Source organism: Streptomyces stoeckheimensis (assembly GCF_045822005.1).
Classification (GTDB): Bacteria; Actinomycetota; Actinomycetes; order Streptomycetales; family Streptomycetaceae; genus Streptomyces; species Streptomyces stoeckheimensis.
Genome location: NZ_CP169550.1, coordinates 3,333,592 through 3,348,191, shown reverse-complemented (window position 1 = coordinate 3,348,191; position 14,600 = coordinate 3,333,592). Strand labels below are relative to the sequence as shown.

The 14,600-nt window shown below is 69.7% G+C and carries 12 protein-coding genes; 6 read left to right on the top strand and 6 right to left on the bottom strand.

Annotation, left to right across the window (positions count from 1 at the left end; all coding sequences use genetic code 11):
• Window positions 1-9: 9 nt before the first annotated feature.
• The gene (locus ACE1OC_RS14915; protein ID WP_374213443.1) at window positions 10-477 is read right to left on the bottom strand and encodes a DUF6542 domain-containing protein; all 468 of its coding nucleotides are present in this window, start codon (window positions 475-477) and stop codon (window positions 10-12) included.
• Window positions 478-611: 134 nt separating this feature from the next.
• On the opposite strand from ACE1OC_RS14915, the gene ychF reads away from it, so the two are divergent.
• Window positions 612-1,700: a redox-regulated ATPase YchF gene (gene ychF / locus ACE1OC_RS14910; RefSeq protein WP_407837429.1), complete on the top strand. Its 1,089-nt coding sequence runs from the start codon at window positions 612-614 to the stop codon at window positions 1,698-1,700.
• Window positions 1,701-1,899: 199 nt separating this feature from the next.
• Here the strand turns inward: ychF and ACE1OC_RS14905 are convergent, their stop codons facing one another.
• The 3 genes from ACE1OC_RS14905 to ACE1OC_RS14895 form a co-directional block, all read right to left on the bottom strand.
• Complete coding sequence (locus ACE1OC_RS14905; RefSeq protein WP_407837428.1) at window positions 1,900-2,289, bottom strand: CPCC family cysteine-rich protein; 390 nt, start codon at window positions 2,287-2,289, stop codon at window positions 1,900-1,902.
• Between the two features lie 86 nt (window positions 2,290-2,375).
• Window positions 2,376-5,876, bottom strand: a complete 3,501-nt coding sequence (locus tag ACE1OC_RS14900) for an ATP-binding protein (RefSeq protein ID WP_407837427.1) — start codon at window positions 5,874-5,876, stop codon at window positions 2,376-2,378.
• 159 nt (window positions 5,877-6,035) lie between these two features.
• Window positions 6,036-6,893 (bottom strand): hypothetical protein, encoded by an 858-nt coding sequence (locus ACE1OC_RS14895; RefSeq protein ID WP_407837426.1) that lies wholly within the window; start codon window positions 6,891-6,893, stop codon window positions 6,036-6,038.
• Between the two features lie 141 nt (window positions 6,894-7,034).
• On the opposite strand from ACE1OC_RS14895, the gene ACE1OC_RS14890 reads away from it, so the two are divergent.
• Window positions 7,035-8,264 (top strand): CapA family protein, encoded by a 1,230-nt coding sequence (locus tag ACE1OC_RS14890; RefSeq protein WP_407837425.1) that lies wholly within the window; start codon window positions 7,035-7,037, stop codon window positions 8,262-8,264.
• A 44-nt stretch (window positions 8,265-8,308) separates the two neighbouring features.
• Here the strand turns inward: ACE1OC_RS14890 and ACE1OC_RS14885 are convergent, their stop codons facing one another.
• Window positions 8,309-8,647, bottom strand: coding sequence for a hypothetical protein (locus ACE1OC_RS14885; protein WP_407837424.1), 339 nt, complete (start codon window positions 8,645-8,647; stop codon window positions 8,309-8,311).
• Between the two features lie 21 nt (window positions 8,648-8,668).
• Between ACE1OC_RS14885 and ACE1OC_RS14880 the strand changes: the two genes are divergently transcribed.
• The 4 genes from ACE1OC_RS14880 to ACE1OC_RS14865 all read left to right on the top strand — a co-directional run bounded on the left by ACE1OC_RS14880 (window position 8,669) and on the right by ACE1OC_RS14865 (window position 13,936).
• Entirely contained in the window at window positions 8,669-10,654 is a 1,986-nt protein-coding gene (locus ACE1OC_RS14880) for a HAMP domain-containing protein (protein ID WP_407837423.1), read from the top strand.
• 3 nt (window positions 10,655-10,657) lie between these two features.
• Window positions 10,658-12,292 (top strand): poly-gamma-glutamate synthase PgsB, encoded by a 1,635-nt coding sequence (gene pgsB / locus ACE1OC_RS14875; protein WP_407837422.1) that lies wholly within the window; start codon window positions 10,658-10,660, stop codon window positions 12,290-12,292.
• The gene (locus tag ACE1OC_RS14870; protein ID WP_243335815.1) at window positions 12,289-12,771 is read left to right on the top strand and encodes a poly-gamma-glutamate biosynthesis protein PgsC/CapC; all 483 of its coding nucleotides are present in this window, start codon (window positions 12,289-12,291) and stop codon (window positions 12,769-12,771) included. Before pgsB ends, ACE1OC_RS14870 begins: the two co-directional genes overlap by 4 nt.
• 91 nt (window positions 12,772-12,862) lie before the next feature.
• Window positions 12,863-13,936, top strand: coding sequence for a C40 family peptidase (locus ACE1OC_RS14865; protein WP_407837421.1), 1,074 nt, complete (start codon window positions 12,863-12,865; stop codon window positions 13,934-13,936).
• Between the two features lie 74 nt (window positions 13,937-14,010).
• Here the strand turns inward: ACE1OC_RS14865 and ACE1OC_RS14860 are convergent, their stop codons facing one another.
• Window positions 14,011-14,592: a Uma2 family endonuclease gene (locus ACE1OC_RS14860; RefSeq protein WP_407837420.1), complete on the bottom strand. Its 582-nt coding sequence runs from the start codon at window positions 14,590-14,592 to the stop codon at window positions 14,011-14,013.
• Between the last annotated feature and the right edge of the window lie 8 nt (window positions 14,593-14,600).

The following is a 14,600-nucleotide window of genomic DNA, read 5'->3' as shown; positions in this document are numbered from 1 at the left end:
CTCCTGCCGTCAGGCGACGCGGCGGGGCATCCGGCGGCGGCCGATGAGGACGGCCTTGCGCACCACCGTGATCAGCGCGGCCACGAGCGTGCCGGCGTAGAGCCAGCCGGCGTGCAGGGACAGCGCGGACACCAGCCCCATCACCTCGCCCGCGAAGCCGCCGGAGCCGCCCGACACGGGCCACACTCCGGCGGCGAAGGCGATCGGGGCGGTGATCGGCGCGGTGATCAGGTCGGCGGGCCGCACCCACAGGGCGGTGGCGGCCGCCACGGGCAGGAACAGCAGGCCGTAGACGAACAGCGAGGCGTCGAACAGCAGCCAGTCGAGGCCGCCGATCAGGAACATCGCGGCGCAGGCGAAGAGCCCGCCGCCGAGCCCGGTCAGCCGGGGCCGGGGCAGCCGGCGTACCGGGGACCGCCCGGGGCCGGGGGTCCGCTCCGCTGGGTGACGTACCGTACGCGCCTTGTATCGCTCCACCCCCCAAAACTAGGCCGGGAGGCCGTCGATCGCGTGCCCGGACACGCGTACATCGGGGCCCCCTCATCGGAAAGTAAACTGTCCGGTGGCCCACTCCGGGCCGCCGCCCCCTCCAGCTACGGGAAGTCGCCAACGTGTCGCTCACGATCGGAATCGTCGGCCTGCCGAATGTCGGCAAGTCGACCCTGTTCAACGCCCTGACCAAGAACGACGTGCTGGCGGCCAACTACCCGTTCGCCACGATCGAGCCGAACGTCGGCGTCGTCGGCGTTCCGGACGCCCGCCTCGGCGTCCTGGCCGGCATCTTCGGCTCGCAGAAGCTCCTCCCGGCCACCGTCGACTTCGTCGACATCGCCGGCATCGTCCGCGGCGCGTCGGAGGGCGAGGGCCTCGGCAACAAGTTCCTCGCGAACATCCGCGAGTCGGACGCGATCTGCCAGGTCATCCGCGCCTTCAAGGACGAGAACGTCGTCCACGTCGACGGCAAGGTCTCGCCGAAGGACGACATCGAGACGATCAACACCGAGCTGATCCTCGCGGACCTCCAGTCCATCGAGAAGGCGGTGCCGCGCCTGACGAAGGAGTCCCGCCTCCAGAAGGAGAAGATCGCGGTCCTGGCGGCCGTCGAGAAGGCCACGAAGATCCTCGAAGCGGGCGACACCCTCTTCTCGCACGGCATCACGAAGGGCACGGAGCAGGGCGACCTGCTGCACGAGCTCCACCTCCTCACGGTCAAGCCGTTCCTGTACGTCTTCAACGTGGACGAGGACGAGCTGACGGACGACGCCTTCAAGGCCGAGCAGAGCGCGCTGGTGGCCCCGGCCGAGGCGATCTTCCTGAATGCCAAGCTGGAGGCCGAGCTCATCGAGCTCGACGACGACGAGGCCCTCGAGCTCCTCCAGTCGGTCGGCCAGGAGGAGCCCGGCATGGCCACCCTCGGCCGCGTCGGCTTCGCCACCCTGGGCCTGCAGACCTACCTGACGGCCGGCCCGAAGGAAACCCGCGCCTGGACCATCAAGAAGGGCGCCACCGCCCCCGAGGCCGCCGGCGTGATCCACACCGACTTCCAGCGCGGCTTCATCAAGGCGGAGATCATCTCCTTCGAGGACCTGGTCGCCTGCGGCTCGGTGGCCGAGGCCCGCGCCAAGGGCAAGGCCCGCATGGAAGGCAAGGACTACGTCATGCAGGACGGCGACGTGGTGGAGTTCCGCTTCAACGTCTGATCGATCTAGCGAAAGGCCGTCTGACCTGCGATGGAGCGGGTTGGGCGGCCTTTTGCGGTCCGCGCAGACGCAGCAGCGTGCTGGATGAGTCCGGCACGCGGGGGATGGCGGCGGAGCCGAGCCAGATCCGTTCCGCGCGGGCGTCGTAGGACTCGTCCGCCTTGCCGTCGAGCTGTTGCGAGGGCCTCGACGGGGGACGTCATGACGTTCCCGGGTGGTCGCGGCGCCAGAAGGTGGGGAGCCACCAGCAGAGCACGGAGCGGTCGTCGGGCCACGGGGTGCGTTCGTCCGAGTCCCAGTCCTCGAAGGAGTCGCGTGTCGGGTCGATGGGGCGCCAGGCGGGGTCGAGCGGCTCGTCTGCTACCGGAGGGCGGACGTACTGGCTGCCGTGCTGGTCGCATGCGCCGAAGTCCTGGTAGTTCTGCTGCGCCTCGATCAGGGAGACCCTGTTGGCTCCGACGGACGAGGCCGGCCAGCGGAACTGGACCCCGTCGTCCTCCCAGAAGCAGATGGGGCAGATCTCGTAGGAGCCGGGCATGGCGTCCAGCACGCGGTGCCCGCAGCAGGGACAGGGGTACAGATGGCTCATCTGCGCAGTCTCGTCGACGGTCCGGTCGGCCTGCCATGGATATCCGCGCCTCGGCCACCCGGCCAGTCCGCAGCAGTCCGCAGGCCTCAGGCGGGCGGATCGCTAGCGGCTATCAGGGTGGCGGAGGCGGAGAGCACCCGGGCGAAGCCGGCCACTGCCCCAGCGTCCAGGTGCTCGATTGCCTCGTGGAGGTGCTCCTCCCAGTCGAGGCGGAACTCGTACGCGAGCAGGTGCCCCTCTCGATGGGTGGCTGGGCTGACGCCGAGGAGAGAGCTCAAGTCGGGCGCCGGCATGACAACGGGGATCCGGAAGATCTCGCGCTCCACGGTGTCGGGGGCGAACCGGCCTTGACCGAGCAGCAGGGCCGGGTCCACCAATCGTGCGGCTTCCTCGCACCAGACGGTTACGTGCCCTCGAACCTCACCGTCCTGCATGGCCATCGGTGGAAGCTGCCAGTCGGGTAGGTCGAGAGATCCAGCGTCACCGCGGGTGACTCGCAACGTGGTAGGGATCAATCGGCACCCCAGACCCAGGGAGCGCAGCGCCGTGGCGAATGCCAGTGCGAGGAAGGTGGGGGAGGGCGCCGATTGCCTGCCCAGGTGATAAGCCGTGGCTCCGAGCAGGCCGTACAGCGAGCGCGCATCAGGCGGAACAGCCCGAGCCAGAGCCGCGGCTCTGGCCCAGGGAAATTCGGAGATCAGATGTGTTCCTCTGCCGCCTGACGGTGCCAGAGGAACGTGGTCAGGCCCGTCCAGGCTTAGCTCTTCGAAGGGTTCGTCAGGGGAGTTGCCTTCATGCAGCTCCAGGAACCGGCGCGCATTCACTGCGAGTGGCACGTGGCTCTGTCCCGCCGCCTCGAACAACTCGAGGCTCTCCCGTATCAGGGTGCGGCACAGGTCAGGGTCTCCGTCGGGATCTCCCACCAGGTGTCGCGTCCAGGCGAGCACGGCGCGTCGGTGCGTGACATGCGCAATTGCTTCGGGCCCTGCTTCGGTGTGCTCTACGAGCAGCGCTTCAGCCCGGTCGATCAACGACCCTGCGCATTGCAGGATCCAGACGTCCGTGGTCAGCCCCTCGTTCTGCCTGTGAAGACTTCCAACCATCAGGGCATGGGCCACGTCCACCAGCTTGTCTGCGTGGTGGCGCACGAGGGTCACGGCTACCAGCTCTGCCGGTTCGGGGATGCCCGCGATAATGGCGAGGGCCTCTTCCAGCCGGCCCGTGGACGCTTTCACGGTGGCTTCCAGGAAGCGCAGATCCCTGCTCGCCTCCGCCTCGGCCGGGGCTACGGCTTTGGCCTGATCGATGGTCACGGCCGCGGCGTCCCAGTCCTGGGACCACACGAACGACTGCACCCGTTCCAGCCGGATTCCCAAGGCCGCTGACGGCGTTACGTCCTCACGCTGCAAAACCGCCTCAAGCCTGACGCCGGCGCGGGCGCTGTCAGCGAAACGGTCTGTCGCCACCGCCGCGAGCATGTCGGCGGCGTGCGCCAGCCGCAGGTGCTCCACGCCCTCAGCGTCGAGCGTGCCCATGCCCTCCAACAGGTTCCAAGCGATTCGTGCCGCTTGCGCGGCCTCATCGAACCGCGACTGACCGAGCAGGCAGTGGGCCAGGGTGGTCGTTGTCGCGGCTCGCCGGTAGACGGGATCGTCCAGCGTCCCTTCACCGGCGCACTCCACGATCTCCAGCGCTTCGCGCAACAGGCCTTCGCTGCGCAGCAGATCACCGTGGATGTTCGAGATTGCTCCCGCGACATTGGCCAGCAGGGCCACGGTGTTGCCATCCGCGTAGCCACTACTGGTCACGCGATGTGCCACATGAACCGCATGCTCAATCAGTGTGGCGGCCTCAGCCCACGTTTGCTGTTTCTGGCAGTCCACCAGCCGCTTCAACAGCTCGTCCTGGAAACGTCCCTGCATCATGCTGACGGCCTCGCTGTCCAGCATCGCGTGAACGACTTCCTGGACGATGCGGTGGATTGCGAGCAAGCCGTCCCGGGGGTCGACCAGAGAGAATCTGCGCAGCTCCGCCACGGCACCGTAGACGGCCGATCCGGTGGGAAGGTCGAGCGCTGCGAGACGCAGCGGGATGAAGTCCGGGGCGAGCAGCGCGCACCGTGCGAGCAGCCCGGCGGCGAGATACCGTCCCGAACCCTCGGGAGACTTCAGTGCCTGATCGAGCACCTTCCCCACGCTGAGGGCTACCGCCGCGGTCAGTGTCGCGCCCTCCCGGTAGTCGAGCGGAACGAATCCGGTGTCGTCGAGCAACTTGGCGCGACAGTCGGCGAGTTCGGTCAGGTAGGCGCCGAGTGGGCACTGGGTCGCAGCGATGTAGCCGGTGGCCTGGGCGATGCCGAGTGGAATGCCCTCCACTGCGTCGACCAATGCGGACACCTCGGACTCGGAGTAATCCGGCAGTCGCTCTCCGGTCCAGGCAGTGGCCTCCTCAGTGCTCATCCGTACGACGACCAGCCCACCGTCTGCCACGGCCCAGGCCGAGTCCCGGGTGGTGACCAGTACGTGCGCGCCCTCGCAGGCCGGCAGCAGGCCTTGGATCTGTTCCCGAGCCGGGGCGTTGTCGTAGATGAGCAGCAGCTTGCTGCCCAGATGCGTGAGGCGGAGGCCTACCTGAGTGACGATCTCCACGTCGGTGGCCGGCTCGGTCTCCTGCCGCTCTTCGGCGACCATCCGCCGATATGCGGCGATGAGGTCTTCCCGGGTGTCGGACGGGATCCACCAGACGAAGTCGTACCTTTCGCGGTTCCGGTGGGCGTACAAGCGGGCGATGCTCGATTTGCCGATTCCGCCGAGCCCGGACATCACCATCCGAACCGAGCCTGCATCGGGCTCGCTGTCGAATCGCTTCCTGAGCGCCGCCAGCTCCAGGTCCCGGCCGCGCACACCGGCGGCCGAGGGGACCTCGCGGAAGAGCGCGCGACCCGGCCCGGGCCGCTCGATCGCCTCAGCCTCAGGCGCCCCACCACGTCCGCGCAGGAGCCCCGGAAGCTCATCCAACCGGACCGTGCGCCGCGCGAGCAGGTGGTCCCCGGACCACTGGAACATCTTCACGAACAGCGCATCAACCGTGCTGTCGACGTCTCCCGCGGCCATGGCGACGGGGGAGAGCCGCAGGAGCTCCAGCCGGGCCTGGTCGAGGATCTGCTCCCACGGTCCGATCCGGGTGTCGATCTCCAGCCGTCGCAGCAACCCGTGATCGTCTGCCGTGAGCCCGATCGAGGCCGGCACCTCGTCTTTGCACTCCGCCAGCCATCGGTCAGGGGCTGGTACGGCCCGGGCGCGCGCCGCCGCCTTCCGTAGCGCATGTCCAGTTGGGTGGACGGGGGCATCCGAGAGGAAGCGCAGCACCGCCGTGCCTCCAGGATCCGCAGTGCCCCAGCGGCGGGCCAGTCGTACCAGTTCCAGCCCCGACCACGAGCCCGGCTCGACGCGCGTCTTCGCCTGCGCGAGCAGCAGCGGCCGTCCTCGCGCGTCGCGCACCTCGAAGTCGATGGCCTCGTCTGCGCCCTCCACGCGGAAGGTCTTGGCCTCCGGGTACTCCTCCGGGGTGCGGATGAGCTGCAGCATGGCGCAGGCGGTTTGGAACCCCATGCCCCGTGCCGTGTCGACTCCACCCACGTGGCGCATCCCCCTCGGCCTCGGCTCGCCCCTCAGCATGCCGGACCGCACTGACAGCCAAGCCCGAATTGCGTGACCTGCCATGCCAGTTGCCCCACGCGGCGAAGGTCAGGGTTGTGACCAGTGCCGGGTGAGGGCCGATATTGCCTTGGTTACGGCTGTGATGTGGTTGTTGTCCGTTCTTATGGCGCGGGCTAGCTCGACGTGGAGGAATCGGAGGTTTTCGTCGGCTGCCACTTGGCCTTGTTCGTTTGATGTGCCGGCCAGTTTGCATTTGCGGGCATAGGCTCGGCAGACCTCCAAGCCCTCTTCGGTCAGTGCCGTCGACAGGGTCCTGGCCTCGGATATTGCGCGGTCTCCGGCGCCCGTCGAGACGACGGCGTCGAATTCGGGGAAGGACTCGTTGGCGAACCCGTGCAGCTGTACCCCGGGCAGGCGGCGCTTCGTGAGTTCCTCGATGACCTGGTGGAATACCGAATCCGTACGGTGGGCCACGTCGGCGGAGTCGCCCTCGCCGGCCGTGCGGTGGGCGCCGGCCAGGACCATCACTCCGCCGGGGGCCCCGCGCAGCACCCGGGCGCCGAGCCGCTCGGTCTCCTGGTCGGCGATCGGGTGCGGGACCTGCACGCTCCAGCTCGGCTTCGCGCCCAGGTCCACGTACACCCGGCCCCAGCCCCGGTTCCCCGGGCCGGAATTGCCCGCCGCGTCCGCGACCTCGGCGAAGTGGCGGCCGCTCGCGGTGTCCGTGAACGACTGCACGGTGAAGTCGACGTCGGCCAGGCGCTTGCGCGCCCCCTCTCGGTCGCCGTCCAGGAGCAGGGCGACGCCCCGGGTGACCGTCCGGCGCTCGTTGGTCGTGGGGATCCGGTAGCCCCCTCGCTCGCCGAACCCCTGGGTGAATTCCGTGATCCGGCTCTCCAGATCGACCCCCGGAGCCGTCGGAGGTGACGAGGGTTCGGAATTCACCTGCACTTCACCTGATGGTCGACAGGATGAGATTGCGAAATACGCCATAATCGCGGCCAGGGCCATCGCCGTGCACAGAGTTGCCTTAATCGTTATACGTTTCGCAAGGAACGGAGTCATGGTCGGATAAAGATAGACCGAGTGAAGATATCCGCCTCTCTCGTCGCGCTCCGGTCCGGAGTTCTCGCCCTTCTTCTGTCCACCGCCCTCGCCGGCTGTGGACTTCTCGGAGACGGGGAATCCGGTGGTGACGCCAAGGGCCGTCTGGCTGTGGGAGCCAAGGGCCGTTCCTTCACCGTGGCCGCGGCCGGCGACGTCCTCATCCACCCCGAGCTGACCGCCCAGGCCGAGCAGGACGGCAAGGCCGCGGGCAAGGGCGGCATGGACTTCGGCCCGATGATGGCTTCGGTGAAGCCGGTCATCGGCAAGGCCGACCTGGCGATCTGCCACATGGAGCCGGTGCTGGGCAAGCCCGAGGGGCCGTTCCAGAGCTTCCCCGACTTCCTCGCGCCGCCGCAGATCGCCACGACCCTCAAGGACATCGGGTACGACACCTGCTCGACCGCGTCGAACCACGCGCTCGACCACGGCGAGGGCGGCGTCAAGAGCACCCTCGACGCCCTCGACAAGGCGGGCCTCAAGCACACCGGCTCCGCCCGCACCCCGCAAGAGGGCGGCACGCCGCTGATCATGGACGTCAAGGGCGTCAAGGTCGCACAGATCTCCTTCGCCGGCGGGTTCAACGGCCGCGAGGTCCCCGCCGACAAGCCCTGGCTGGTGAACAAGACCTCGCTGGACGCCATCTCGGCCGCCGAGAAGGCCGCCCGGGCCGCCGGCGCCGAGGTCGTCATCCTCAGCATCCACTGGGGCACGGAACACCAGCCCGCCCCGAACGCGGTCCAGCTGCGCCTCGCCGAGAAGATCGCCGAGAAGACCGGCATCAACCTGGTCATCGGCCACCACGCCCATGTCGTCCAGCCCGTGGAGAAGGTCGGCGACATCTGGGTCGCGTACGGGCTGGGCAACCAGCTCGCCCGGCACGAGGTGCCCAGCGGACTGTCCGAGGAAGGCGTCATCGGCTGGTTCGAGTTCGCGGAGAAGAACGGCACGTGGGATGTCCGGGCCCGGTACGTCCCCACCTTCGTGGAGCTGCCCCCGGACCTGGAGGCGGCCGACCCCGCGGTCAAGGTGCCCGACACCGGACAGGTCACGGACCACCGGCTGATCGACCTCGCCGCCGCGCTGAAGGACGGCGGCGGGCTGACGCCCGAGCGGCGCGCCCGCTACCGGCTCGCGTACGACCGCACTCAGGGCACCCTGCTCAACCGGGGTGGTGGGAAGGACGGACTGGCTCCCCTGACGACCCGCTGACGGAGCGCCGTACAGCGAACCGCCCCGCACCCGCACCCGCACCTTTACCCACATCCCACAGGAGTCCCGTTGTCCGCGTCGCGCACGAAGCGGCGGCAGAAGGTCCGCCGCAGGGCGGACATGTCGCTGCTGGGCGGCATCCGGCCGCCCATCGCCGCGCTGTCCGCGCTGCTGCTCGCCCTGGCCGCGCTCACCGCCTTCCACCTCGGCAAGGTGGGCGACGAGTCCGTCCCCGAGGCGGTCCGCACGTCCGAGCAGTACTTCGCCGAGGACGGCGCCATCGCGATGCGGGCCTCGCTGGACGAGTCGATCACTGACATCTCCCGCACCGCCACCCTCTTCAACGCGGGCAGCCCGGTCTCCGCCGACACGGTGCTCGACAAGCTCGGCAACGTCTACCAGAAGTGGCGCGGCACGGCCGTCCTCGAGGTCAAGTCGGGTCGGCTGGAGGCCCAGCGCGGCGAGAACGTGCCGCTGACCGCCCTCGACCACACCAAGCTCACCGAGGCGGGCGGCCTCGTCCCGCGCATGGTGCGGCTAGAGAACGGCGAGACCCGTCTGCTCACCTTCGCCGTACTGTCCTGGCCCGGCCAGCCCAGAAGCTGCTCGTCGCTTCGAGCAGCCTGCGGTTCCCCGGCGTCAGCCTCGGCAAGTTCCGGGCCATCGCGGTCGCCGACTCCACCGGTCAGATCCTCAGCAGCGACGGCCTCGCCAACGACGAGCAGATCCAGTCGGACGACGTCAAGGAAGAGACCGAGCGGGCCCGCAAGCAGCTCAAGAAGTACGCCAAGACCGCCGCGCGGAAGACGAAGGCCAACCCGCTGACCACCAAGGAGCCCGGCGGGGGCGGTTTCCGCGGTGTCAGCGGCAGCCTGCTCGGCCCCTCCGCCGGCGGTGAGCGGACCGTCGTCGGCTACGCGAGCCTGATCGGCCCCGAGGCGGGCAAGGGCACCGCCGCCACCGCCCTCGGACTGACCGTCATCTCGCTCGTCGGCGTCACCGAGGACCCCACCGCCGTCGTCGACCCGTTCTTCGGGATCGCCGCCGCGGCCGTCCTGCTCGTCATCGGCCTCCTCGCGGTCTCCCTCCTCATCGGCACCGTGCAGAGGCCGCTGCTCCGGCTCTTCCTGGAGAGCCGCCGGCTCAGCCGCGGCGACCTGAACCGTCCGGTCAACCGACCCAAGTACGGCGAGGCCGCCCGCATCGGCACCGCCCTGGAGCGGCTGCGCCGCCAGCTGCTCGGCGAGTCCGCCGAGGCCCAGAAGGCCCACGACCCCGGCCGCGGCCGCGGCCGGATCGGCGCCCGCGCCCTGCTCGCCACCTGCGGCGCGCTCCTGCTGCTGTGGTCCGCGCCCCTGGTGCTGCTGCTCAACCGGGCCGGCGAATCCGTCCCCGTACCGCAGACGCTCGTACACGACCAGCGCGAACGCACCGACACCATGGCCGACCGGGTCCGCCGCGCCCTCAACGAGGGGCACGCCGACCTCACCTCCGTGGGCTCGCTGATCGGCCCGGCCACCACCCCCGCCGAGATGACCGGCATCCTGGAGCGCACCCTCAGGCAGCACCAGCGCTACGAGTCGCTGTACGTGCTCCAGGAGAACGGCACCATCACCGCCAAGGTCGGGGCCGAGCCCCGGCGCCCGAACGCCAAGCCCCCAGTCGACGAGCCCGTGGTGCTGCTCGAGTCCGGCAACGCGCCGGTCATCATCGAGTTCGCCGCGGCCCCCGGCCTCAAGGGCGCGTCCGTGGTCGGCGAGCTGCGCATCGACTTCCTCAACTCCCTGCTCAAGCGGCCCGGTTTGGGCGAGATCCGGGTGATCGACGAGAAGCAGCGCGTCATCGCCGGCAACAACGGCTACCTGGCCTTCCAGCAGCTGCCCAACGAGAGCATGCGGGCGCTGGCGGCCGGCGCCAACCAGAAGGTCGGCAAGGGTCCGCGACCCAGCAGCGTCCTGCTGCGCGGCAAGCGCGATGACATCACCGACATCACGATTGCCGCCGCGGTCCCCATGGCGGGAGGCGGCGCCGCGAAGCCGCTCGCCTGGACCGTGGTGAGCTGGCAGCCGGCCAAGGGCCTGGCCATCCCCGAGTACAACCTGCAGAACCGCACGGTGCTGGCGGGCCTGCTCGGCCTCACGGCCGCCCTGGTCTGCCTCGGCTGGCTCCACATCGTGGTGATCCGGGCCCTGCGCGACCTCGCGAAGCGCGCCGAAGCCCTGGCGGACGGCGACCGCCGTACCGTCCTCTACCCGCGCCACCACGACGAGGTCGGCGCCGTCACCCGCAGCCTGGAAGTCGTCAGGCAGCAGCTCCAGGAGCTGCGCAAGCGGGAAGCCAGCGCCACCGCCGGCCGGACCGGCCAGGCTGCCAAGGCCGGAAGGAACTGACCCGTGCTCTTTCTCTTCAGCGTGCTGGTCGTGTGCTGCGTGGTGATGCTGATCGCCGGCATCGTCGAGCAGCGGCGCCACTTCGCGAACCTGGCGGACATACCCACCCGGGTGCTGGTCAACGGCATCCGCGGCAAGAGCTCCATCACCCGGCTCGTCGCGGGCGCGCTGCGCGGCGGCGGGCTGGTCACGGTCGCCAAGACCACCGGCACCGCGGCCCGCTTCATCCACCCCGACGCCACCGAGGAGCCGGTCTACCGCAAGTTCGGCATCGCCAACGTCGTCGAGCAGATCGGCATCGTGCGCCGCGCGGCGGCCTACAAGCCCGACGCGCTGGTCATGGAGTGCATGGCCGTCATGCCCCCGCTCCAGGAGCTCAACCAGGAAAAGCTGATCCAGTCCACCATCGGCGTGCTGTGCAACGTCCGCGAGGACCACGTGGCCGAGATGGGCCCGACCCTCGACGACATCGGCCGCTCGCTGTCCCGCTCCATGCCGCACGGCGGCATCTGCGTCACCGCCGAGAAGGACCGCTTCCACGTCCTCCAGGAGGAGGCGGACGCGCGGAACTGCCAACTCGTCTACGCAGACCCGGAGATCGTCAGCGACGAGGAGCTGCGCGGCTTCAGCTGGTTCACCTTCAAGGAGAACGTGGCCATCGCGCTCGTCGTGGCCGAGCTCCTCGGCATCGACCGGGAGACCGCACTGCAGGGCATGTACGACGCCCCGCCGGACCCGGGCGTGCTCTCCGTCGAGCGCTACATCGGCCCCGGCGGCAAGCGGCTGCGCTTCGCCAACGTGTTCGCGGCCAACGACCCCGAGTCCACGCTGATGAACATCAACCAGCTCCTCGACCTCGGTGCGATCAGCCGCCCGCTGAACGTGGTCATCAACTGTCGGCCCGACCGGGTCGAGCGCAACGGCCAGATGGGCCAGATCGTGCCCGACCTCCAGCCCGACAAGGTGTTCGTCATCGGCCACCCGGCGAAGAGCGCCGTCGACGCGATCCCCGCCGAGTGGCGCGGCCGAGCCGTCGACCTCGGCGGTGACCGTGACGGCGAGGAGTTCATGCACGAGCTCCTCGACCACCTCGGCCAGGAGTCCTCGCTCGTGGCCATCGGCAACATCCACGGCCAGGGCGAGATCTTGCTGGAACACCTCGCCGAGCTGCCCTCCTTCGAGGAGGACGGCGAGGCCCCGTCCGCGTCGGGAACGCCGGGAACGCCGGCCGGGCACGTACGGCACGACCAGACCATGGCGCTGTACGTCAAGCACCTCGACCCGTACGCGAACCTGCCCGCGGCCGAGGAGGAGCGCCGGATGCGCACCCCGCACATCCCGGTGCCGCGCGGCGCGGGCCAGCGGTACGCGGGCCAGCAGTACGCGGTCCAGCCTTACGCGAGCCAGCAGTTCCCGCAGCAGCAGTTCGCGCAGCACCACCAGCCGTACGAGCCCTCGTACGAGCACCTCTCGCCCGCGGAGCACCAGTACCAGGCGGCGCAGTGGCCGCAGCTCCAGCAGCCGCAGCCGCAGCCGGTGCCCCTGCAGCAGCAGCCGCAGCTCCCGCCGCCGCCCCGGCGGCCCCAGCCCGAGCACCCGCAGTCCCCACAGTGGTCCAACCCAGGAGAACCCCGTTGATCCCCGCCGTCCTCACCCCCGAGATCGCCGCGATCGGCATCGCCCTGGGCCTGCTGTTCTCCCTCGTCTGCTACCTGACGACCAACCTTTCCCCCGGCGGCATGATCACCCCGGGCTGGCTCGCCCTCACCCTCATCGAGGACCTCCAGCGCGCCGCGATCGTCCTCGGCGTCACCGTCCTGACGTACGCGCTCACGCTCGTCGCGCAGCGCTACGTGATCCTCTACGGCAAGCGGCTGTTCGCGACCGTCGTGCTCATCGGCGTGCTGCTCCAGGGCGGTGTGGTGATCCTGCTGCAGATGAAGTTCCCGCTGCTGTACGCGAACCAGACCCTCGGCTTCATCGTGCCCGGCCTGATCGCCTACCAGCTGGTCCGCCAGCCCAAGGGGGCCACGCTGCTGGCCACCGGCTCCGCGACGCTCATGACGTACGTCGTCCTGACCGCCGGCATCCTGCTCGGCGTCATGCCGCACGCGTGATCCCGGCCCGGCCCTCCGCCCCCGTCCGCGGCGCTGCCCGCCCTTGCTTCCGCCCTTGCTTCCGCCCGACCGACCTCGCCCGGAGTAACCGATGACCGCCACGTCCAAGCGCCGCACACGTCCCGTCCTGCACGCGGCCACCGTGATCGCCCTGCTGGCCGGCAGCGTCTACTTCACCATCGAGCTGCGCAAGGAGGAGCAGGCCAAGGCGCCCGCCATCCAGTCGCTCGTCGACGCCCCCGTAGCGGCCAAGGGGGGCGACGAGGGCGCCCAGAAGTGGGAGCGGCTGAAGAACCCCGAGCGGTCCGTGCTGCGCGACGGCAAGGGCGGGATCCTCGCCACCTTCACGGACGGCGCCCGCACCGCCACCCTCACCGGCCCCAGCCGTACCTTCACCGAACCGGCCACCACCAAGACCCGGGTGGTCACCGAGAACTGGGTGCGGCTGATGCCGGAGACCTGGCGCGGCGGGGCCGAGAAGGAGCAGTGGTTCCAGGAGTGGTTCAAGAAGTACCAGGGGAGCGAGGAGGACGACCTCTTCGCGATCGCCTTCCAGTACGGAGACCAGGCCCCGGTGAAGAAGGACGCGGAGGGCGTCGCGTACGCGGGCGACGCGAGCTTCGGCCCGATCAACCCCAAGGGCTCGGTCGGCAACGACTACCGCCTGGAGGAGTCGGACTTCTACGACTACCTCGGCATCCCGTACACCTTCCGCAGCGGGACCACCGCGAAGCCCGAAGCGATGCGCGCCCGCTCGATGGACTGCTCCGGCTTCATCCGGACCGTGTTCGGCTACCGGGCGCGCTTCCCGCTGATGGCCTCGGACACCGCCGGCGACGGCCTGCCGCGCACCGCGAACGGCATGGCCCGCTCCAAGGCCGGCGTGGACGTCATCCCGCTCAAGGGCGTCGGCGCCGATGGCCGGCCCACCTCCATCGACGTCCTGCAACCCGGCGACCTGCTGTTCTTCAAGCTGGACGGGCGCACCGGAGACCGGCTGGACCACACCGGCATGTTCCTCGGCACCGACACCGACGGCCACCAGATCTTCATCTCCAGCCGTGAAGAGGCCAACGGCCCGACCATCGGCGACAAGGGCGGCACCTCCCGCCTCGACGGCAACGGCTACTACGCGGCGACCCTGCGCAGCGCGAAGCGGCTCTGACCGCGGGCTCGTAGCGGTGCAGTACAGAAGGGGCCGGACTCCGAGGAGTCCGGCCCCTTCCGCGTGCCGGCTCTTCAGCTGCGGCGGGGCGGCGTGAGCTTGTCGAGGTCCAGGCTGATCTCGAAGGGCACCGGGCGTCGGAGGGTGCCCCGGAAGATCCCGGCAGGAGCGTAGGCGCCTGCCGGTTCTTCGAGCTCGAAGACGTGCACGGCGGGGGCCCCGTCCTCGTTCTCGATGCGCCAGTAGTGCGGGATGCCGGCCTCCGCGTACTTGCGCAGCTTGACGATGCGGTCGCGGTGGGCGGATTCGGGTGAGACGACCTCGACGACGAGCTTCACGGCTTCCGGGGCGTACCAGGTGCGGTCGGGGTCATAGGACAGGTCCGTCAGCAGGAGGTCCGGCTCGGGTCGGTTGCGGGCATCGAGGCGGATGGTCATCTCCCGCTCGACCTCGAAGCCGGCGGGTACCTGTGCCATCAGCGTGGTGGTCAGCGTGGTGACAAGGCGGCCATGCCAGGACCGCTGGGGCGACATCATGAAGATGAGGGCTCCATCGATGAGCTCTGTGTGGCGAGGCGCCTCGGGGAGGCGGTCGAGGTCCTCCGCGAACCAGCCTTCCTCGCGCGGCGGGCGCATCCAGTCGGGCAGTCCGGTCATGGGTCAAC